Genomic DNA, 22,117 nt, shown 5'->3' with positions numbered 1-22,117 from the left:
TGGGCCGGTCTTCGATCGAAGCCACCGGGTCGGTCCCTCTCGTGGGGGTTCCCGGCGGCCACTACCGAGGACCGGCGCCTTTCGGCGCGCGGCGGCGGTGGCGTGTGGACGCTCCTGCGGGGTGCGGGCGGCTTCCGTTTGAAGCCTGTGTTCCGGCCCGCAAGGGCGGGCATGCCCTTTACCTTACAAATTCACACCCTACCGAGCGCGTCTTTACTCGGACGGTTCGTCGCGGGGCGTGGTCGCGGGGTGGCGCGGAATGCGCCGAGGGGCGGCTCCCCCGGTGAGGGGAGCCGCCCCTGCGAGCGGTGTCAGCGGGCGCCGCCGGCGGCACCGCGGCGGATGCCGAGGCGGTCCACCAGGGTGCGGAAGCGCTCGATGTCCTTCTTGGCCAGGTACTGCAGCAGGCGGCGGCGCTGGCCGACCAGGATCAGCAGGCCACGGCGCGAGTGGTGGTCGTGCTTGTGGAGCTTCAGGTGCTCGGTCAGGTCCGAGATCCGGCGGGAGAGCATGGCGACCTGGACCTCGGGGGAGCCGGTGTCGCCCTCCTTCTGGCCGAACTCGGCGATGATCTGCTTCTTGACGTCAGCGGCGAGGGCCACGGGCATCTCCTTCGGTTGGTTGGCCGAGCGGTCCTGGTAGGAGGCACAGGACCTGACGGGACTCGGACGGGTCAACGATACCAGCGCGGCTCAGCCGGTCGCGCCGCGCACCACGTTGTAGATGTTGAGCACGGCCAGCGCGAGCGGGACGAGCGCGAGCAGCATGAGGCTGTCGACCATGTCCAGGATGCGGCCCCAGAACGGGGAGACCCCGGAGCGGGGGACGATCAGCGCGATCGCCGTCATCACCGCGGCGCCCGCCGCGATGGACGCGGCCAGCCACACGGTGCGCAGGTCGCCGCCGCCCTCGTTGGTGATCTTGGCCATCATCAGGTGCAGCGGGGTGTGCAGGGCCAGGCCGAGGATCAGCAGGGACAGCGCGGTCAGGCCGGCGATGGTGAGCGCGAAGACCTGCGCGGTGTAGCGGAACAGCCGGGCCCGCAGCATGGTCGAGACGCCGACGGCCAGGGCCAGCAGTTCGGCCCAGGTGCGGTCGCTGAAGCCGAGCACGGCGCAGGCGCCGACGATGGTGGCGGAGGCGCCGCCGACCAGGCCGACCAGCATCTCGTGGCCGCGGCGGGCCTGGGCGGCGATCCGCTCGTACTGGACGGTCTCGGCGGTGTTGGCCTCCTCGCCGTAGGCGCTGCCGCGGGTGCGGGTCTGGCCGGGGGCGCTGAAGCCGACGGGCAGGCGGGCGAAGCGGGCGGAGAGCGCGGGCAGGAAGCCGACCGCGGCGACGCCGGCCACGCCGGTGACCGCGGCGATGTCGGTGATCGCGGTGCCGGACATCAGGACGGCGGCGAAGGTGGCCAGGGTGCCGGCCGTGGCGAGGAAGGAGGCGGCGACGAACGCCGAGTCCTTCTCCGGCAGCAGGCCGACCAGCAGGACGGAGACCACCAGCACGGCGACGCAGCCGACCAGGAACTGGAGCCGACCGGGGCCCTCGCCCTCGTTGGCGACGTCGATGATGCCGGAGCCCGCCAGCATGGCGTGCGGCAGCGCGCCGAGGCCGAGGGCCAGGGCGGCGGTGTGGTCGGCGTAGACCCGGCCGCGGACACCGGCGAAGGTGACCAGGACGACCGTGGTGACGCCGGCCAGGATGCCGGGCAGGCCGAACATGTTGTGCTGCAGGTCGGAGAACCAGAGCGCGAAGGCCAGCAGCGTGAGCAGGACGGTGCCCGCGACCAGGCCGAAGGCCCGCATCAGCTCCGGGTTCCAGAACCGGCGGTCGGCCTCGACGGCGGAGGCGATGGCGTCCGCGACGTCGTCGTAGACGGCGGGCGGCAGTGATTCGGCGAACGGCCGCAGGCTCAGCAGGTCGCCGTCGCGGACCTGCTGGGCGACCAGCGGCAGCCCGCTGTCCAGCACGGTGCCGTCCCGTCGGACCAGGTGGAAGCCGGTGGGCGTCCCGTCCACCTGCGTCTGCCCGGAGAGCCTCAGCACCTCCGGGTAGATGTCCGCGAGCGGGACGTCCTCCGGCAGGGCGACGTCGATCCGGCTGTCCGGTGCCACCACGGTGACCCGGCAAAAACCGGTCGTTGCGTTGTTGCTCACCGGCCCTCTCCCCCTCGTTGGCTGTGTCGGCAAGTCTGCTGACCACTCGTCGCAGCGGCTCCGGAACTGTCACGGTCCGAACGAGAGTTGGCGCGGCGACACCTTACCCCCCGCGGGAAGGGCGGCGTGCGCGGGGTCGGGGGCGTCCGCGGCCCGCGCGGCCCGGCGCGCCTCCTTGACGGGGCGTCAGCGCCCGCCGGGGGCCCGATCCGACCCCGTGGACGAACTGCTTGGCGTGCGCAGTAGGATCGGCCCCTGCGCACGGCGTACGGGGGCGGCGGTCGAAGACGCGGCAGCCCCGCGCGCCTGCGGTTCGGCGGAGCGGGGGCGGCGTCATCACACGGGGCGCCCTCACCGTACGTATCCAGATGCGTGAGGGCGGATTGTGAGCGAGCGATGGGGGCGCCCCCTGTCAAGTGCCCGGGGAGGGCACGTCGTTGAGAACGGGGAGCCGTGCTCTGCGGCTGCCGCCCGGGACGGGGTGACTGCATGAACGAGCGGAGCGAGTTCATCATCGAGAGGTGCGTGTGCGCGGAGCGCCTGCCGAGCGCTAGCGAGGTGGGCGCATGAGTACGGTGACGGTGAAGCGCCCGCCGCGGGCGTTCCCGCCCGCGGTGTCGGAGGATCCGGTCGAGCTGGTTCCGCCGCCCGAGCTGCCGCGCGGCGGCGGCGAGGACTGGCTGATGACGCTGATGCCGATGCTCGGCATGGGCGGCAGCGCGGCCTTCCTGTTCCAGGGCGGCCAGGGTCCGATGAAGATGATGGGCGTGCTGATGATCGCGTCCACCGCCGCGATGGCGGTGGCGCAGATCGTCCGGGCCCGCAAGGGCGGTAGCGCGGCCACCTCGGACGAGCGCCGCGACTACCTGAAGTACCTGCAGCAGAAGCGGCGCGAGGTGCGCCGCACGGCCGAGCGGCAGCGCGGCGCGCTGCTGTTCACCCACCCGGAGCCGGACCAGCTGTGGTCGGTGGTGGCCGAGGGCCGCCGCCTGTGGGAGCGCCGGCCGACGGACGCGGACTTCGCGCAGATCCGGGTCGGCCTCGGCCCGCTGCAGCTGTCGACGCCGCTGGTGGCGCCGCAGACCGCGCCGATGGACGAGCTGGAGCCGCTCGCCGCGGAGGCGATGGGCACCTTCATCAAGACCCACGGCACCCTGCAGGACCTGCCGCTGGCGGTCTCGCTGCGGGCGTTCTACCACATCACGGTGTGCGGCGACCCGGACGCGGTGTACGGCAACGTGCGGGCGATGGTGGCCCAGCTGGCGACCCTGCACTCCCCCGAGGACCTGATGATCGGGGTGGCCGCCGCGCCCGGCGCGGTGGAGGAGTGGGAGTGGGCGAAGTGGCTGCCGCACACCCAGCACCGCAAGGAGAGCGACGGGGCCGGTTCGCGGCGCCTGATCGCCTCCGGGCTGGGCGAGTTGGAGGAGCTGCTGGCCAACGAGCTGGCCGGCCGCAAGGGCTTCTCCCGGGACAGCACGCCGTCCTCGGACCAGCCGCACCTGGTGGTCATCATGGACGGCGCCTCGGTGCCGGTCGACTCGGTGATCGCCGGTCCGGAGGGCGTCCAGGGCGTCACCGTGATCGAGGTCGTCCCGGGTGACCTGGACGAGCCGAACGGCCACCTGGTGATCACCGTCGGCAAGGACGAGCTGCTGCTGGAGGCCGCCTCCGGGGCGAGCTACCCGGGCAAGCCGGACGGGCTCTCCAGCTGGCAGTCCGAGGCGCTGGCGCGGCAGTTGGCGCCGTTCCGGGCGTCCGCGGGCGGCGACGACAGCGACCCGTCGCTGGTGTCGATGGACTTCACCGAGATGATGCACACCGGCGACCCGGGCTCCTTCGACCCGGCCCGGCACTGGCGTCCCAAGCCGATCCGCGAGAAGCTGCGCGTCCCGCTGGGCGTGGGCAGCAACGGCGAGTACGTCTGGCTGGACATCAAGGAAGCCTCGCTGGAGGGCATGGGCCCGCACGGCATGTGCGTCGGCGCGACCGGTTCCGGCAAGTCCGAGGTGCTGCGCACCATCGTGCTGGCGCTGGCGGTCACCCACTCCTCCGAGGTGCTGAACCTGGTCCTCGCGGACTTCAAGGGCGGTGCGACCTTCGCCGGCATGTCGGAGATGCCGCACACCGCGGCCGTGATCACCAACCTCGAGGGCGAAGCGACCCTGATCGACCGCATGCGCGACGCGATCGAGGGCGAGATGAACCGCCGCCAGGAGCTGCTGCGCGCGGCGGGCAACTACGCGAACATCAACGAGTACGAGCGGGCCCGCGCGGCCGGCGCGCCGCTCGACCCGCTGCCCTCGCTGCTGATGATCATCGACGAGTTCTCCGAGCTCCTCACCGCGAAGCCGGACTTCATCGAGCTGTTCATCCAGATCGGCCGCATCGGCCGTTCGCTGGGCATGCACATGCTGCTGGCCTCGCAGCGACTGGAGGAGGGCAAGCTCCGCGGTCTGGACACCTTCCTCTCCTACCGCCTGGGTCTGCGCACCTTCTCGGCCGCCGAGTCGCGGGCCGCGATCGGCGTGCCGGACGCCTACCACCTGCCGCCGATCCCCGGCGTCGGCTACCTCAAGTTCGGCTCCGACGTGATGGAGCGCTTCCGCGCCGCCTACGTCTCCGGCAAGTACCGGGCGCCGGGCACCCAGCGCGCGGTCGGCGGCCAGGTGGTCACCGCGCAGCCGGTGCTGTTCACCGCCGCCGAGGTCGAGGTCGTCGAGCCCGAGGTGGAGATCCTCCCCTCGCTGCCCGAGGAGGAGGAGAAGGACGAGGCGCTGCTGGACACCATGCTCGACGTGTTCGTGCAGCGGATGATCGGCCAGGGCCCGCCCGCCCACCAGGTGTGGCTGCCCCCGCTGGACGACTCGCCGTCCGTGGACAGCCTGCTGGAGCCGCTGCAGGTCAGCCCGGACCGCGGCCTGACCCCGGCGGCCGTCCGCCAGGGCAACCTGGTCGTGCCGGTCGGCATCGTCGACAAGCCGCGCGACCAGCGCCGCGACGTGATGTACCTGGACTACTCGGGCGCCGCCGGCCACGGCATGATCGTGGGCGGTCCGCGCTCCGGCAAGTCCACCATGGTGCGCACCATCGTGGCCGGCTTCTCGGTCACCCACACGCCGGTGGAGACGCAGTTCTACCTGCTCGACTTCGGCGGCGGCGGCTTCGGCTCGCTGGCCGACCTGCCGCACGTCGGCGGCGTCGCGGGCCGACTGGACGTCGAGAAGGTCCGCCGCATGATCAGCGAGGTGCACGGCGTGCTCAACCGCCGTGAGGAGCTATTCCGGGCGACCGGCATCGACACCATCGCCACCTACCGGGCCCGCCGGGCCGCCGGGCAGCTGCCCGACGAGCAGTTCGGCGACGTGTTCCTGTTCGTCGACGGCTGGCTGACCTTCAAGCAGGAGTTCGAGGTCCTGGAGCCGGTCATCGCCGACATCGTCCAGCGCGGTCTCGGCTACGGCGTGCACGTGGTGATCACCGCGGCCCGCTACGCCGAGGTCCGCCCGGCGCTGAAGGACCAGCTGCAGAACCGGGTCGAGCTCAAGCTCGGTGACTCGATGGAGTCCGAGATCGGCCGCAAGGTCGCCGCGAACGTCCCGCCGATCCCGGGCCGCGGCCTGACCGCCGACCAACTGCACTTCCTGTCCGGCCTGCCCCGGATCGACGGCTCCAGCCAGACCGAGGACCTGGTGGACGGCGTCGCCGACCTGGTCGCCCAGGTCAACGCGGCCTGGGGCGGCCCGCGGGCCCCGCAGGTGCGCATGCTGCCGCCGGTGCTGGACGGCCACTCGCTGCCCAAGGGCTTCGAGCACCCGGAGCTGGGTGTCGCGTTCGGCGTCGACGAGGTCGAGCTGGCGCCGGTGTTCGTCAACTTCGAGAGCGACCCGCTGTTCGTCGTCTTCGGCGAGAGCGAGTCGGGCAAGTCGGCGATGCTGCGGATGATGATCAAGCAGATCACCGAGCGGTACACCCCGGACCAGGCGGGCATCGTGGTCGGCGACTTCCGCCGCTCGCTGCTCGGCGTGGTGCCGCCGGAGTACCTGGTGGAGTACGCGGCCGCCGCGCCCGCCATGTCGGCGATCGTGGAGATGCTGCGCGGGGCCTGCGGGCGCCGCCTGCCCGGCCCGGACGTCACGCCGGAGCAGCTGCGCAACCGCAGCTGGTACAGCGGCAAGGACATGTTCGTGATCGTGGACGACTACGAGCTGGTCGCCACCCAGTCGGGCAACCCGATGGCGCCGCTGGCGGAGTTCCTGCCGTTCGCGCGCGACATCGGCCTGCGCCTGATCATCGCCCGCAACGCGGGCGGCGCCGGCCGCTCGCTGTTCGAGCCGGTGATGCAGCGCATGCGCGAGCTGGGCGGCCAGGGCGTGATCCTCTCCGGTGACAAGGGCGAGGGCGCGCTGCTCGGCACGGTCAAGCCGCAGCCGCAGCCGCCGGGCCGCGGCGTGTTCGTCTCCCGCCGGATCCAGGCGGGCCAGACGGTGCAGACGGGCTGGCTGCCGACGCAGGTGTAGTGGCAGGTCCAGCGCGCCGCCGTGCACGCACGGTGACCGCAGGGTGGTCGAGAGGGCCGGACTCCGGAAGGGGTCCGGCCCTCTCGGCACTCCGGAAGCGGAACGGTGCCATAACGTTATCTTCCGTTTTCCCGGGTTCTCCTTCGGTTCCCGTAGGTCTACGGGGCCGCTGACCACGCTTTTCGGGCCAGCGCCGTGGTGCGGCGGAGCGCCTTGGAATCAAACGTTAGCCAGCTCACTTCACCTTCGATTCAAGCGCAGTTAACCCGAGTTGACACAACGGAAACGTGCGTCCCGAGCGCCCTGGAGCTGCGTTCCGCAGGCAGAACCGCCTTATGACAACGGAATCCGCAGCCCACCGCGCGTTGACTGGGCCTATCCGCCCAGGCAACCTGGCCACCCGGGAGCGAAGCAGACCCAGACCGCGAGACCGTGCTTCGGAGGCGATAGCGCTCCCGCCCCCCACACCACCGTTCAGTGGATCGGATGCACCATGACCGACACGCTCCCCCCGCAGGTAGCCTCCCCCGCCGCGGGAGAGACCGCGGGCAGCCCCAAGAAGCTCGCCCGATCGCTCGGCGTCGTGGGCGGCACCCTGCTCACGCTCTCCTGCGTGACCCCGGCCTCCTCGCTCTTCGTGATCGTCCCGGACCTCTTCGCGGACCTCGGCACCTTCACCCTGATGGCGATCCTGATCGGCACGGTCATCTGCATCGCGGTGGCGTTCTGCTACTCCGAGCTCGGCACCCTGGTGCCCTCCGCGGGCGGCGAGTACGCCATGGTCGGCACCCTGGCGGGCAAGTTCACCGGCTGGCTGGTGTTCATCCAGTCGCTGATCGTGGTGATGATCGTGCCCTCGATCATCGCGATGGGCACCGCCGAGTACCTGGAACCGATCATCCACCTGGACCCGGAGTGGGCCGGCGCCGCGGTGATGCTGGCGGCCACCGTGGCCGGTCTGCTGGACCTGCGGGCCAACGCCTGGATCACCGGCGTCTTCCTGGTGCTGGAGGTCATCGCCTGCGCCGTGGTCGCCTTCCTCGGCTTCGGCCACTCCGAGCGCGGCGTCAGCAGCATGCTGCACGGCACCGTCGCCAACGCCGCCGGCGGCACCAGCGGGGTGGGCTTCGCGGCGATCCTGACCGCGATGGGCACCGCGCTCTTCGTCACCCAGGGCTTCTCCACCGCGATCTACCTCTCCGAGGAGCTGGAGAACCCGCGCAAGAACGTCGCCCGCACCGTGCTGTGGACGCTGGGCCTGTCGGCCGCGATCATCATCGTCCCGGTCACCGCGATCACCATGGGCGCCCCCGACCTGTCCGCGCTGACCGAGGGCAACATCTCGCAGCTGGTGATCGGCTGGAGCAACAGCGGCGTCGGCACCTTCATCAGCCTGTGCATCGCGCTGGCGATCATCAACGCCGGCATCGTGATGGTCATCCAGAACTCCCGGGTGCTGTTCGCCTCCGGCCGCGACAAGGCCTGGCCGGAGCCGGTCAACAAGGCCTTCGGCACCCTCAACCGGTTCAGCGCCCCGTGGATCTCCACCCTGGCGGTCGGCATCCCCGGCGCGGTGCTCTGCTTCGTGCCGCAGAGCACGCTGATCAACATCACCGGTGTCGCGGTCGCCGCGCTCTACCTGCTGGTCGCCGTCGGCGCGCTGTTCTCCCGCCGCGGCCACCACAAGGACGCCCCGGCCTGGCGCCAGCCGCTGTGGCCCGCGCTGCCGGTCCTGGTGATCGTCACCCTGGCCTACACCCTGGTCAAGCTCGACACCACCGCGCTGTGGTGGACGCTCGGCATCACCGCCGCGGCCAGCCTCTACTGGGCCCTCTACCTGCGGCCCCGCCCGGAGAGCCGCTGGGTCATCACCCTCCCCGAGGACGAGCGCGTCTGACCCCCGCGGACCGCTCCCCGTCGGCCCCCGCCCGGTCCCCGAGACCGCGCGGGGGCCGACCCCTTTCCCGGCCCCCTTCCCGGCCCGGCGGCGGCCCCGGCAGCAGGCCGGGGAACGGCACGCGGAACGGCACGAGGGGCCGGCCCCGTTCCCGGGACCAGCCCCTCGGCCGGAGCGCTGCGGCCGCGGTCAGTGGCGGCGCCGGTTCATGTCGCGGGCGACGATCGCGCCGCCGGCCAGGCCCGCCACCACCAGGCCGCCGATGCCCAGCACGAAGGTGCCGGTGCGGCGGTCCCGGTCGGCCTGGGTCTCCTCCAGCCCGAGCGGCTGCGCGACCAGCGGGTAGGCGTCCAGCTTGGTCGACGCGTCCGGCTGCGGCGAATCGGACGGGCCGGGCACCGTGGTGTACTCGACGGCCTTCACCGGGTCGACCACGCCCCAGCCGATGTACTTGTTCGAGCCGTGTTCGGTGCGCTGCGCGGTCTGCTCGATCACCGTGCGGATCTGCTGGGCCTTCCAGGTCGGGTGCATGCCCTTGAGGATCGCCGCCAGGCCCGCCACGTACGGGGCGGAGAAGCTGGTGCCGTTGTCGGTGCACTGGCCGTGGCCGGGGACGGTGGAGAGCATGTCGACACCGGGCGCCGCCACGTCGACGAAGTCGCCGTACTGGGAGAACGCGGCCCGCTCGTTGTTGCGGTCGGAGGCGCCGACGGCGAGCACCGAGTCGTAGGCGGCCGGGTAGGTGGGGCCCTCGCCGCCGTCGTTGCCCGACGAGGCGACCACCACGACGTCCTTGCTCTCCGCCAGTTCCAGCGCGTCCTCCAGGTGCTTCGCGTCCTGGAAGTTCGGGTGCTGCGGGTCCGCGGCCGGGGCGGCGCTCGGGTTGGTCTCGACCCGGACGTCCTGCGAGATGTTGATGACCTTGGCGCCCTTGCCGACGGCCTCGGTGATCGCGTCGGCCAGGGTCTTGACGCTGCCGTGGCCCTCGGCGTCGTTCTGCCGGATCGACAGGATCTGCGCGTCCTTGGCCAGGCCGACGAAGCCGATGCCGGGCTTCTCGGCGGCCGCGATGATGCCCGCCACCTTGGTGCCGTGGCCGACCTTGTCGGTCAGGCTGTTGCCCTCGGGGCGCTGCTGGCCCTCCCCGGGGTTCTCGCCCAGGAAGTCGCGGCCGGCCTGCACCTTGCCCGCCAGCTGCGGGTTGCTGGCGTCCACGCCGGTGTCGATGACGGCGACCAGCACGTCCTTGCCGGTCTGGTTCGGCGGGTCCTGCGCCTTGCCGCCGCCCGGGGACGGGGCGGGGGCCGGCCGGTCCTCGCCCCACAGTTCGCTGAGGAAGACCCGCTGCAGCGCCCACGGCTTGGACACCACGTCCTGCTCGATCGGGAAGTTGCAGTCACCCGCCGCGGCGAGGACCGGCCCGCCCCGGAGGGGGTCGCCGCCCGCGGCCGCTTCGGCCCAGGCCGGGCTGGCGGCGGCCGAACCGATCACCCCGAGCACCAGCAGCACCGCACCGGTCCGGCGCAACGATCCTGACGACACCTCTGCTCCACCCCTCACTGCTGTTCCACCCGTGTGTCCGTGCACGCGCCGCCCCCTGCGGCGCGCAGAGGGCGGGCGCCCCTGAGGGACGCCCGCCCGTGTCAAGCACTGCCGTGCCGGTTCCCCCGTGCCGTTTCCGGCCCGCCGGCGATCAGCCCCAGACGGCCGCGTTCGAGTTCTCGGTCTGCTGGTAGCTCTGCGCGGCGTTGTCCAGCGCGCTGGCGATCCGGCCGAGGACCTCCTGCAGGTCCGCCGCCTTGGCGTCCCACTGGGCCTGGCGGGCCTGGTAGCCCTGCTGAGCCGCACCCTCCCAGCTGGAGGCGATGCGCTGCACGCCCGCCTTCAGGTCGTCCAGCTGGTTCTGGATGCGCGAAGCGGTCTGGCGGACCTCGGAGCTGGCGTTCTGGATGGTCTGGAAATTGACGAGAATGCCGGACATTGATCTCTCCCCTTCGATGGATTCACGGCGCGCCCGAGAAGAGCGCAGTGTGGTGGGTGGTACGAGCTACCGGCGTCAGCCGATGCCACCGACCGCAGCGCGCTGCTCCTCTTCGGTCATCGAGTAGGCCTTCGTGGTCGCCTCGATGGCCTGACGGATCTCGTCCAGGATCTTGTTGAGCGCGTTGGCGTCCTCGTTGAACTGCTGCTGCATCTGCTGGTAGGCGGACGCAGCCGCGCCCTTCCAGCCCGAGGCGATCTCGGAGACCAGGTTGTTGAGACGACCGATCTCACCCTGGACCTGCTGGTTGACCTCGCCGATGCGGTTCGCGAAGGCGGTCATTTCCTCCGCGGTCGTCGTGAACTGACCTGCCATGATCCACCGTCCCCCATGAGACAGACTACGTCCGGACGTCCCTGTGGCGAACGTCCGTACGGGCACCACCGGTGTGGTGCTCTGAAGCACTGTAACGGCCAACTGCTGCGCACCCAACACCGGGTAGCGGGTAGTTACCAGACCATGACACTGAACTCCCGCACCGCCGCTGACTGTTCGTCAGGCGTTCTGGGCCTGGAGTGCGGAGTTGGTGTTGAGCACCGGGCCGGCCGGGACCAGCTTCGACCAGGCCAGCGGCACCTTGGGCGGGAGGATGTCCTTGAAGCCGAGCCGGGCCTGCGCCTCGTTGGTGCTGTTCGCCTTGCCGCCCTCGGGCGCGGGGCTGGCCGAGCCGGAGGAGCCGCCGTCGCCGTTGGCGGGCAGCGAGTAGCGCAGGCCGGAGTCGGTGATCAGGAAGTCGCTGCCGGAGGCGGACTGGCCGTCGGCGCCGAGCGTCTCGCCCTCCACCGCGCGGTAGAGCAGCCCGTGGCCGGGCGTCACGTGCGCGCTGACCGAGCCGGAGGTGACCTGCGCCGGGTACTCGGTGTGGGCCCAGACCGAGCGCTTGATGTTGCCCTTCTCGTCGGCGCCGTCGAAGGTGGAGCAGACCACCGTGCGGTTGCCCTTGTCGCCGACGTTGACGGCCTGCTGCTTGCGGGTCGGGAGGTTCCCGGCCTCGTCCATCAGCTGCTTGGTGATCTCCGCGTCGAGCTTGCTGATGTCGCCCGCGCCGACCTCGTCGATGCTCGGCGCGCTGCCGTCGGGGTAAGCGTCCTGCAGCAGCGGGTCGGCGCGCATCAGCTCGGCCTGGAACTGGGTGACCTGGTAGAGCTGCTGGGCCCCGACCACGTAGTAGGCGTCCTTGAACGTCAGCAGCCGGCCGACCCGCTTCTGCTCCGGCTTGGAGAGGGCCAGCTGGGAGTTCCCGGACTTCCCGGTGGTCCTGAAGCTGTCGATCCGCGGGAAGCTCACCGGCTCGCCGCTGGCCAGCGTGGCCAGCCACTCCTTGGTGACCTGCTGCGGCCTGGCGTCCGGGCCGCTGAGGGCGGACAGCAGGTTACGGCGGTCCTTGTCGGTCATGTCGCGCTTGCCGAGGGCGTGCTTGACCCCCTTGGAGTCCACCATGTACACCGAGCCGTCGGCGTGGCCGCCGTCCAGCGGCGGCTCCTGGACCAGCAGCATCTCGTTCTCGTTGAGCAGCTTGTCCGGCGCGGCCAGCTTCTTCTTGTCCTCCCCGGCGGCGATGAACACCGACTGGCCGACCGTGGACTGCAGGTTGTCCTTGCCCTGCTTGTCGCAGACCGACCAGGTCTTCGGGTCGCGGGCGTCGCCGGACGAGGGCAGCTTGTCCGGCGCGTACGGGATGCCGATGGTGGCGCCGCGCCGCGGGTACTTGTCCAGCACGTTGTCGGCGACGGTCTGCACGGTGGCGCTCTCGGAGAGCACCAGCCGGGCCGAGGACATGTTCAGCACCTGGTGCAGGGTGGGCTCCTTGTTGGGCCCGTCCATCAGGATCACGTAGCGGGTGGTCGAGGACTTGCCCTGGATGATGAACTTCCCGCTGTCCCAGTTCGGCGGTGCGGAGGGCTTCAGCACACCCCACATCCCGAAGCCCGCGACGACCACCGCGGCGACCACGAAACTCGGCAGCACCGCGCGGAGCGGACGCGGCGCGTCCTCGTCGTTGCCGCCGCCGCCCGGCTGCAGGAAGGCCCCCACCATCCGCTTCCGGGCGAAGGTGTAGGCGTTCAGCTCGTCCCGGCGTGATGCCATGCTCGTCCCCGTCTCCCCTGTTGTTCCCCTGTGCGGCCCGCCCTGCGGGCCTGTCAACGCGCTTGTGCCGTGCGTGAGTCTGCCACCCGGCGGGCGAACCCCTCGGCCACCCCTCTACGATGCCGCAGCAGACGGTGAGTACGGTAACGGGTAGGCTCCGACGGTCCGCCATCCGGGCCGCCGACCCGGCCCCCGCCCGCACTTCCGGGCTCGCAGGGGGATCTGACGGGACATCTGAAGCAGAGAGGGCAATTCGGGGGATGCCAAGCCAGTCCGCTCCAGCACGACGACGCTCCACCTCGCACGGCCGGAGGCCGGACGCCCCGGGCGGACGCCGGGCCCGCACCGCTCCGCCCGCGCCGGCCGCGGTCGGCCCGGTGGGCCTGCGGCTGCTGCCCAGGCCCGGGCTGCTGGGCCGCCGCCTGGAGCTCAAGCAGATCGTCCAGCTCGAGGTGGCCGCCGCCCTGGTGGCGGTCGGCTGGTCGATCAACACGATGATGGCGGGCGTCTTCGCGGTGCCCGCCCTGGTCCTGGTCGTGGTCGCGCTGCTGCGGCTCGGGGGCCGCACCACCGGCGAGGCGCTGGGCGTCCGCTCGACGTACAAGTCCCGCCGCCGGGACGCGAAGTACAACGTGCCGCCGCCCGGCACCGACCCGGCGATCGCGCCGGTGATGGAGCTCGACCCGGCGCTCAAGACCTGCACCCACGCGATCGAGACCGACCTCGGCGACGGCCGTCCGCTGCGCCGCGAGACCGGCATGGTCGGCGACGGCACCTTCTTCACCTCGGTGCTGCTGGTGCAGTCCAAGGACCAGCCGCTGCGTCCGGGCCGGGCCGCCTCCTCGGTGCCGCTGGACCTGATCTGCTCGGTCCTCCAGGTCGACGACATCGCCCTGGAGTCGGTGCAGCTGGTCCAGCACACCCAGCCCGCCCCGGCCCCGCACCTGCCCGAGCACTCGCTGGCCTCCCGCGCCTACCAGCAGACCCCGGGCGGCGTGAGCACCCCGGCGCTGCGGCTGACCTGGGTCGCGCTCAAGCTCGACCCGGAGCGCGCGTCCACCGCCGTGCTGGCCCGCGGCGGCGGCGAGGAGGGGGCCCGCAAGACCCTGCAGCGCGTCACCGACCAGCTGGCCGGGCGGCTCAACAGCGCCGGGTTCACCGCCACCGTCCTGGACGAGCGCGAGCTGATCGCCGCCCTGGCCATCTCGGTGTGCGCCAACCCGGTGGCGGTCGCGGGCCGGCAGGGCTCCGGCGGCGGCGGGGTCGGCGTGCGCCGGGCCCAGGAGTCGGCGAAGTACTGCCGGATCGACGACCGCTGGCACGCCACGTACTGGATCTCCAAGTGGCCGGTGCTGTCCCGCCCGGGCATGGGCGGCGGCCGGGTCGCCGCCCCCGACCTGGTCAACCAGCTGACCGGCACGCCCGCGTTCGCCTCGACCTTCTCGGTCACCGCGTCCCGCGCGCTGGGCGGCTCGGTGGCGCTCAGCGGCCACCTGCGGCTGACCGAGCACAACGAGTCCCGGCTCGACCAGATGGGCCGCCAGGCGGAGTCCCGGGCGCAGCACAGCGGCGCCTCGCTGACCCGCCTCGACCTGGAGCACGCCCCCGGCCTGCTCGCCACGCTGCCCCTGGGAGGGACGTCCTGATGGCCTACCAGACCTACCCCGGCCAGGCCCCGCAGCCGGTCGAGCAGCGCCCGGTGCGGGTGCGTCCCGGGTTCGGCCTGCGCGGTCCGCGCCGGGAGAAGCACGTGCTGACGGTCGAGGACCTGTCGGCGCTGGCCTTCCCGGTCGGCGACGACGGCGTGGTGATCGGCCTGGACCACCAGCAGCAGCCCGCCGTGATCGGCCTGTTCCGCCCGTCCGCGTTCGAGGTGGTGCTGGTCGGCGGCATGTGGACGGCGCAGCTGATCGCGCTGCGCGCGGCCGCGACCGGGGCCCGGATCGCGGTGGAGACCGGCCGTCCGCAGGCGTGGGCGCCGATGGCGCAGGCCGCGGGCGGCGGGCAGCCGTGCGTGACGATCCACCAGGTGGGGCGGCTGGGCGCGCAGGGCGCGTCGGTGGCCTCGCCCGTGCTGGTGGTCCGCGACCTGGGCGCCCGGCCCAACCGCAGCCGCCTGTCGGCGGCGCCGTGGCAGACCACGCTGACGGTGCTGCCGTACCTGGGTCCGAACGCCTCCCGGGTGATCAACTCGGCCGACCTGGTCGGCCTGCAGCGGGTCTCGCCGCAGGAGTCCGACCTGCTGGGCCGGCTGCTGTCGCTGGCTCCCGGCGACGTCAGCGCGCTGCCGACGCTGCCGGACAACGTGACGCTGTGGGCGACCCGGATGCGGCGGCAGTACGTGATGACGAACCAGGGCGAGGCCGAGACCCAGGTGCTGGGCGGCCCGCGCCGCATGGACTGACCGGTCCCCGGCCGGCCGGCCCGCTCCACGGGGGGTCCTCGCGACCCGGGCGGGCCGGTCCGGCCGGGGGTCACCAGGGTCGGCCGGATCTGCCGTCAGGTCGGGCACCGCCTTCAGTGCGGGCACCTGCACGGCCTAGTCTTGTTGCCCGACGGCAACCGCCGAAGCAGCTTCGGCGAGAACGAGGGAGCCCCAGTGAGCAGCGATCGGGACGGCGTCTACGTCGGCGACAACGCGGCCGAGGACGACGATGACTGGTCCGACGCCCCGGACTACAGCGCCCCGTCCTGGTACACCCAGAGCGCCGCGCCCGGTGCCCCGGTAGCGGCGCCGCAGCCACAGCCGCAGCCGCAGCCGCCCGTCCAGCAGCAGGTCCAGCAGCCGCCTCCGGTGCAGCAGCAGGCCCCGCCGCAGCCGCAACCGCCCGTCCAGCAGCAGGCCCCGCAGCCCCCGGTGCAGCAGCAGGTGCCGCAGCCGCCGGTGGAGCAGCAGCCGCCCGTCCAGCAGGCCCCGCAGCCGCAGCCGCCGGTCGAGCAGCAGGCTCCGCAGCCGCCGGTGGAGCAGCAGCCCGTGCCTCCGGTGCAGCAGCAGGCCCCGCCGCAGCCGCAACCGCCCGTCCAGCAGCAGGCCCCGCAGCCCCCGGTCGAGCAGCAGCCCGTGCCGCCGGTGCAGCAGCAGGGCCAGCAGCAGCCGTACCCGCCGCAGCCCGACGCCCAGCAGCACCAGCAACAGCACCAGCAGCAGCCGTGGCCGAACCAGCCGTACCCGCCGCAGGCCCAGCAGCAGCCCGGCCCGCCGCCGTTCCCGCAGCAGGGCCAGCAGCAGCCGTACCCGCCGCAGCCCGACGCCCAGCAGCACCAGCAACAGCAGCAGCAGCCGTGGCCGAACCCGCAGCAGCAGCCGCCGGCCGATCCGCGGGCGGGCGGTTGGCCGCAGGCGGGGCAGAGCACGGGCGGGCAGCCGTACGCGCCGCCCGGCCCGGCGCAGCAGCACGGCGTGGGCGGTGCCCCGCAGGCTCCGGCGCAGTTCCAGCAGCAGCAGGCGGGGCAGCCCTCCGCGCACGGGGCGGCGCTCGGTTACACGGCGGCGGTGGAGCTGTCCTCGGACCGGCTGCTGCGCGGCCAGCCGAAGGTGCAGAAGCAGTCCCGGTTCCAGTTCGGCGGCAAGTCGGCGCAGGCCGGCAAGCAGCAGAAGCTGGAGCTGATCCGGCACCCGGTGATGACCTGCTACCGGATCGCGGTGATCAGCCTCAAGGGCGGCGTCGGCAAGACCACGACCACCACCTCGCTGGGCGCGATGCTGGCCAGCGAGCGGCAGGACAAGGTCATCGCGATCGACGCCAACCCGGACGCGGGCACCCTGGGCCGCCGCATCAAGCGGCAGACCGGGGCGACCATCCGCGACCTGGTGACGGCGATCCCGAACATCCGCAACTACATGGACATCCGCCAGTACACCTCGCAGGACCCGAACTCGGGCCTGGAGATCGTCGCCAACGACGTGGACCCGGCGGTCTCCACCACCTTCGACGACTCGGACTACCGCCAGGTCATCCAGGTGCTCGGGCAGCACTACCCGATCATCCTGACCGACTCCGGCACCGGTCTGCTGTACTCGGCGATGCGCGGCGTGCTGGACCTGGCGGACCAGCTGATCGTGGTGGCCACGCCCAGCGTGGACGGCGCGTCCAGTGCGTCGACCACCCTGGACTGGCTGTCCGCGCACGGCTACGCGGACCTGGTGCAGCGGTCGATCACGGTGGTCTCCGGGGTGCGCGAGACCAGCAAGATGATCAAGGTCGAGGACATCGTGGCGCACTTCCAGACCCGCTGCCGCGGCGTCGTGGTGGTGCCGTTCGACGAGAGCCTGGCGGCCGGTGCCGAGGTGAACCTGCAGATGATGCGGCCGAAGGTCCGCGACGCCTACTTCGAGCTGGCGACGCTGGTCGGCGAGGACATCGCCCGGTCGCAGCAGCAGGCGGGCTGGCAGGCCCAGCAGCAGTACCCGCAGCAGGGCCAGCCGTACCAGCAGCAGTACCCGCAGCCGCCGCAGCAGGGCGGCTACCCCCAGCAGGGCGGCTACCCGCAGCAGGGCCAGCCGTGGCAGCAGCCGCCGCAGCAGCCCGGCTACCCGCAGCAGGGGCAGCCGTACCCGCCGCAGGCGCCGCAGCCCGGCTACGGCTACCCGCCGCCGCACGAGGCGCCGCCCCCGGGGTACGGCTACCCGCCGCCCCACCAGGGCTGACGCAACGACGGGAGCCCCCGCGGAACGCGCGTTCCGCGGGGGCTCCGGCGTGCTGCTTCAGGGGCGCTCGGTGAGGTCCCGGGCGCGCTTGACGTCCTCGGCCATCCGCTCCAGCAGGGCGTCGATCGAGTCGAACTTCTCCATGCCGCGCAGCCAGGCCAGGAAGTCGACGGCGACGTGCTGCCCGTACAGGTCGAGGCCGACCCGGTCGATGGCGTACGCCTCGACGGTGCGGGCGGTGCCGTCGAAGGTCGGGTTGGTGCCGACCGAGATCGCGGCGGGCATGGTCTCGCCGTCGGCGGTCAGCCAGCCCGCGTACACGCCGTCGGCGGGGACCGCCGAGTGCGCGACGGTGTCCACGTTGGCGGTGGGGTAGCCGAGTTCGCGGCCGCGCTGGGCGCCGCGGACGACCTCGCCCTCGACCCGGTGCGGGCGGCCGAGGATCTCGGCGACGCCGGTCATGTCGCCGGTCGCGACCAGGCGGCGGCACAGGCTGGAGGAGAACGGCTCCCCGTCGCCCGCGGTGCCGCGCACCTGCAGGTCGACCACCTCGACGGTGAAGTCGTCGGCCCGGCCGAGCTCGGCCAGCAGCTCGACGTTCCCCGCCGCGCGGTGCCCGAAGCGGAAGTTGGGGCCCTCGACGACCGCCTTCGCGTGCAGCGCGTCGACCAGCACCGACCGGACGAAGTACTCCGGGGACTCCTGGGAGAACTCGGCGGTGAACGGCAGCACCAGGACGGCGTCCACGCCCAACTGCTCGACCAGCTCGGCCCGGCGCGGCTGCGGGGCCAGCAGCGGCGGGTGGGTGCCGGGCCGGACCACCTCGCTGGGGTGCGGGTCGAAGGTCACCACCACCGACTTCGCCCCCAGTTCGCCGGCCAGCTCCACCACCCGGTTGATGATCAACTGGTGTCCGCGGTGGACCCCGTCGAACGATCCGATGGTGACGACGCTGCGCCCCCAGTCCCCGGGGATCTCCTCCAGGCCGTGCCAGCGCTGCACCTGACCGCTCCTTGTTCCTACGGTGTGCACAACCCGTGCACTCGAAAGACCGAAACCGAACCCCTATAGCGTGCCATGCGACCGACCCTGCCCAGGTACCGGAAGGCCCTCGGTGTGACCCGTCAGACGGCCGCCGGGACGGTCGACCTGCCGCTCCGCCTCGGCCGCGGCGTACTGCGGGTCGCGGCCGGACGCGGTGAGGGCCCGCATCCGGGCCAGCCGGGGCCCCTGCGGCGGTGGCGGGCCGTCCTCGGGCCAGGACGCCAGCAGGCGGGCGAAACCCGCCCAGCGGCCCGCACAGCGCACCAGGACGGCGTCCGCGCCCGGCCACCGCTCGGCGACCAGCCGCAGCAGCTCGCGCACCCGCCGCTCCGGGTGCCCGGCGTGCCGGGCCGCCAGCGCCTCCACCACCGCCGCCAGCACCCGCTCGTCCCGCTCGGCGGCCAGCAGCGCGTCCAGCAGTTCCTCCCGGCCGCCGCCGGGCGCCGCCAGCACCGGCACGAAGACGGCCCGCACCGGCGGCCCGGCGGCCAGCACCGCGTCCAGCAGCGGGCGGCCGTCGCGCCCGGCGTCCAGCAGCCGGTCCAGGTGCCGGGCGACCTCCGCGGCGGGCTCCGGGCCGCCCCGCAGCAGTTCGGCGGCGAGCAGCACCCCGGAGCGGGCCACCGCCGGGTCCGCGGCCCCGTCCAGCACCCGCAGGTCCTCCGCCGACCGGGCGCCCGGCAGCCGCAGCCGCTCGCGCACCGCCGCCAGCACCTGGGCGGGGTGCTCCGCGACCAGGTCGGCCAGCACGTGGGCGGTCAGGAACGGGTCCCCCGCCCGGTACGCGGCCAGCGCCGCCGCCAGGTGCTCGGCCCGGCCCTGCGGATCGCGCACCAGCAGCGCCAGCGCCGCGCCGTGCAGGGCCGGTTCGTCCTCCCGGGCGAGCAGCGTGCGGGCCGCCAGGCGCAGCAGCTGCGCGCCCGAGCCGCCCGCGTGCGGGGCGGTGCGCAGCGCGTGCACGGCCGCCGCGACGTGCCGCTCGGGGCGCGGGTCGTGGCTCCACCGGTCGACGGCCCGGCACAGCGCGGACGGCTCCCGCTCGGCCAGCCGGCCCAGCAGCGCGTCCGCCCGCGGGTGGGCGGCGGCGACCAGCGCCTCCGTCAGCTCGTCCAGCGCCAGCGCCCGGTGCTCGTACAGCAGTTCGTCGGCCAGGTCGGCCGCCGCCGGGCCCTCCTCGTACCAGGCGCACAGCAGCGGCAGCACCCCGCGCGGGTCCGCGGCCAGCAGCTCGGCCGCCGCCGCCCGCACCACCTCCGCCCGGCCCGGACCGTCGGCCAACCGGCCCAGCAGCGCGGCCCGTTCGGCCACCGGCAGCGGCAGGCCGGCCCAGAACGCCGCCCCGAACCGCTCGTCCCGCCCGGCCCGGTCGGCCAGCCGCTCCAGCAGCTCCCGGTGCGCGGACGGCTCCGGGCTGCCCGCGATCCCCTCCGCCAGCAGCCGCCCCGCCCACCAGTCCGCCTCCCCGCCCCGCTCGGAGCGCTCCAGCGCCGCCAGGGCCCGCCGCAGCCACCCGTCCAGCACCGCCACCCCCCGCCCCTCGCCCGCCCGCCGCAGCGCCCCCGCCACCACCCCGGCCCGGCACCGCCCGACGCCCGACCCGGCCCCGGCACCGGCCCCACCGAGGAGCCCGTCGAGAGCCTCGCCGCGGGCCCCGTCAGGGGCCCGGGGAACGGCGGGCCCGGGGCCGCTGCCGTCCGCCGGGGCACCTGGCGTCCCGTCGCACCCCGTCTCCCCCGCGCCCCGGCCGTCACCTCCCGCACCCTGCCCGCCGCCCGGGCCTCCCGCGTCCCCCTCTCCCCCCGCCGCCTCCGCCGCCCGTTCCGCACCGTCCTCCTCCAGCACCAGCCGCAGCGCCGCGTCCAGGTCCAGGTGCAGGCTCTGCAGCCACTCCCCCCACTCCTCGTGCCCCGCCCGGTGGCCCGCCCCCGCGGGCACCAGCAGCCGCTCCTCCCGGACGGCCCGGGCCCACCCGCCCTGGTCGGGGAAGAGCCGCGCGAACTCCCCGGCGGGCAGCGCCCCGTCGCCCGCGCCGAGCATCAGCCGGGCCGCCTCGTGCAGCCGCCCGGCCGCGACGGCCGCGAGCCGCCGCACCTGCCGGGCGTCCTCGCCGGGTGCGGGCGGTGCGCCGCGGCGGTGGCGGCGCGGGCCGCCGGGGGTGAGGGCGACCCGGCGGGCGACGGTGAGGCAGGCCAGGTCGAGCCAGCCGTCGAAGAGTTCGGCCCGGCTGCCGACGGGGCCGTGCACGCCCGCGCCGCGCAGTTCGCCGGCCAGCCGCAGGGCCAGCGGGTGGCCGCGGTCGGCCGGGCCGAGGAACCCCGCGGGCAGGCCGTAGCGCCGCCCGGCGCGGGCAGCGGCGTCGGCGGTGAGCGGGCCGAGCCACAGCGCCCGGGCGGCGGCCCGCCAGGGGCCTAGCTGCTCCCAGCCGTCGGGGCGGCAGGCGGCCAGGGCGCGGGCGCGGTGGGTGCGCAGCCAGTCGAGTCCGGCGGCCAGCCAGCGGGCGGAGAGGGCGAGCGGTGCTTCCTCGGGCCCGTCGAGGATCACCAGCAACGGCCGTCCGGCGGCGGCGCACAGCGCGGCGAGCTCGCCCGGCTCGACTTCCGGGACGCCCAACTGCCGTGCCGCGGCGGCGAGTCGGCGGCGCAGCGGGTCGCCGAGGGTGCGGTCGCCGGGGGCGAGGTCGGCGCCGCGCAGCCACAGGGTCGGCAGCGGCTGCGCGGCGCCCGCCCGGCGGACGGCGAGGGCCGCGAGTTCGGTGGTGCGGCCGCTGCCGCTGCCGCCGAGCAGCACGGTGAGGACGTCCTGCGGTTCCTCGCCGCTGAGGCCGTCGGGGCGGTCGACCCGGTCGGCGGCGAGTTCGGCGATCCGGCCGGGCCCGGCGGCGGCGCCCTCCAGCTGGGCCTCGGTCAGGCGCAGCGCCCCGCCCAGGTTGAGCGCCCGGCCGTACGCGGGGGCGTCGGCGGCGTTGCGGGCCAGCAGCCGGTCGAGCGGGGTGTCCGCGGGCGGTGCGGTGTCGGCGGCGAGCGGGACGGCGGCGACGCCGGGGCCGGGGACGGCGCGCACCCGGGGGGAGACCACGGCGAGCACCGCGCCCGTCCCGGGGTCGAGGACGGGCGCCCCGGCGAGCGGGGCCACCGGGAGGTCGAGCAGCAGGACGCCGGGGACGGTGCGCACCTGCGCGCCGTCGCCGCAGCGCCCGCTCTCCCGGCCGAGCGGGCCGCCCCGGGTCAGGGCGGGCGCGCCGTCCTCCCAGCGCTGGTGCAGGGCGGCGACGGGGCCGGTGACCCGGCCGCGCCCGATCGGCAGCGGCGGTCCGGGGACGCCGCCGACCGCGGCGGTGCGCAGCAGGGCCAGGCCGCGGTCGGGCAGCAGGTCGACGCTCTCGGGGCCGAGCACCCGGGACTGCCCGCCGGGGGTGTGCAGCACCAGCCGGGGCAGTCCGGCCACCGCCTCGTGCGCGGTGACGACGGTGCCGACGCGGTCGGCGACGAAGCCGAGGCCGCACAGCCGGCCCTGCTGGTCCCTGATCCGCAGCAGCGCCTGTGCCGGATCCCCCGCGAAGCCGGCGCCCGCACCCTCGCCCATCCCGCCAGTCCTCCCGCCGGGCCGCGCCCGGCCCCGTACGGGACGGGGTACGGCCGCCGTACACGCCGCCGGTCAGCCTGCCCCCCACCAGCCCCACGGCACCCCGCACGCCCCTCTCACCACACCGCTTCACTCCGCGCG

The 22,117-nt window shown here is 74.0% G+C and carries 13 protein-coding genes; 5 read left to right on the top strand and 8 right to left on the bottom strand.

The window, feature by feature from the left end; all coding sequences use genetic code 11:
- Positions 1-311 precede the first annotated feature (311 nt).
- The gene (rpsO, locus tag OO57_RS20255; RefSeq protein ID WP_033253971.1) at positions 312-602 is read right to left on the bottom strand and encodes a 30S ribosomal protein S15; all 291 of its coding nucleotides are present in this window, start codon (positions 600-602) and stop codon (positions 312-314) included.
- A gap of 90 nt (positions 603-692) precedes the next feature.
- Positions 693-2,156 carry a type VII secretion integral membrane protein EccD gene (eccD, locus tag OO57_RS20250; RefSeq protein WP_033253970.1) on the bottom strand — a complete coding sequence of 488 codons (1,464 nt, stop codon included), beginning with the start codon at positions 2,154-2,156 and terminating at the stop codon, positions 693-695.
- A 566-nt stretch (positions 2,157-2,722) separates the two neighbouring features.
- Here eccD and OO57_RS20245 point away from each other — a divergent pair.
- Entirely contained in the window at positions 2,723-6,676 is a 3,954-nt protein-coding gene (locus OO57_RS20245; protein WP_033253969.1) for a type VII secretion protein EccC, read from the top strand.
- Positions 6,677-7,169: 493 nt separating this feature from the next.
- Positions 7,170-8,573 carry an APC family permease gene (locus OO57_RS20240; protein WP_033253968.1) on the top strand — a complete coding sequence of 468 codons (1,404 nt, stop codon included), beginning with the start codon at positions 7,170-7,172 and terminating at the stop codon, positions 8,571-8,573.
- Between the two features lie 189 nt (positions 8,574-8,762).
- On the opposite strand, the gene mycP is transcribed toward OO57_RS20240, so the two are convergent.
- From mycP to eccB, 4 genes are all read right to left on the bottom strand, one after another.
- Entirely contained in the window at positions 8,763-10,100 is a 1,338-nt protein-coding gene (mycP, locus tag OO57_RS20235) for a type VII secretion-associated serine protease mycosin (protein ID WP_234337423.1), read from the bottom strand.
- A 166-nt stretch (positions 10,101-10,266) separates the two neighbouring features.
- Positions 10,267-10,554: a WXG100 family type VII secretion target gene (locus OO57_RS20230; protein WP_033253966.1), complete on the bottom strand. Its 288-nt coding sequence runs from the start codon at positions 10,552-10,554 to the stop codon at positions 10,267-10,269.
- 75 nt (positions 10,555-10,629) lie between these two features.
- Positions 10,630-10,929, bottom strand: coding sequence for a WXG100 family type VII secretion target (locus tag OO57_RS20225; protein ID WP_033253965.1), 300 nt, complete (start codon positions 10,927-10,929; stop codon positions 10,630-10,632).
- A gap of 180 nt (positions 10,930-11,109) precedes the next feature.
- A complete protein-coding gene (gene eccB, locus OO57_RS20220) occupies positions 11,110-12,702 on the bottom strand; it encodes a type VII secretion protein EccB (protein WP_033253964.1) in 1,593 nt (530 codons plus the stop codon).
- Between the two features lie 260 nt (positions 12,703-12,962).
- On the opposite strand from eccB, the gene eccE reads away from it, so the two are divergent.
- From eccE to OO57_RS40425, 3 genes are all read left to right on the top strand, one after another.
- Complete coding sequence (gene eccE / locus OO57_RS20215) at positions 12,963-14,348, top strand: type VII secretion protein EccE (protein ID WP_081973826.1); 1,386 nt, start codon at positions 12,963-12,965, stop codon at positions 14,346-14,348.
- Positions 14,348-15,106, top strand: a complete 759-nt coding sequence (locus OO57_RS20210) for a hypothetical protein (protein ID WP_033253963.1) — start codon at positions 14,348-14,350, stop codon at positions 15,104-15,106. Before eccE ends, OO57_RS20210 begins: the two co-directional genes overlap by 1 nt.
- Before the next feature lie 195 nt (positions 15,107-15,301).
- Positions 15,302-17,350 carry a MinD/ParA family ATP-binding protein gene (locus OO57_RS40425; RefSeq protein ID WP_063737600.1) on the top strand — a complete coding sequence of 683 codons (2,049 nt, stop codon included), beginning with the start codon at positions 15,302-15,304 and terminating at the stop codon, positions 17,348-17,350.
- Positions 17,351-17,407: 57 nt separating this feature from the next.
- Here OO57_RS40425 and OO57_RS20195 read toward each other — a convergent pair whose 3' ends face one another.
- Together OO57_RS20195 and OO57_RS20190 are read right to left on the bottom strand one after the other, a co-directional pair.
- Positions 17,408-18,352 (bottom strand): bifunctional riboflavin kinase/FAD synthetase, encoded by a 945-nt coding sequence (locus tag OO57_RS20195; RefSeq protein WP_033253960.1) that lies wholly within the window; start codon positions 18,350-18,352, stop codon positions 17,408-17,410.
- A 63-nt stretch (positions 18,353-18,415) separates the two neighbouring features.
- Complete coding sequence (locus tag OO57_RS20190) at positions 18,416-21,976, bottom strand: serine protease (protein ID WP_051777995.1); 3,561 nt, start codon at positions 21,974-21,976, stop codon at positions 18,416-18,418.
- Between the last annotated feature and the right edge of the window lie 141 nt (positions 21,977-22,117).

This window comes from Kitasatospora phosalacinea, from assembly GCF_000717185.1.
Lineage (GTDB): Bacteria > Actinomycetota > Actinomycetes > Streptomycetales > Streptomycetaceae > Kitasatospora > Kitasatospora phosalacinea_A.
Note: the sequence above shows the minus strand (reverse complement) of the source record. Positions and strands in the feature narration are given on the sequence as shown.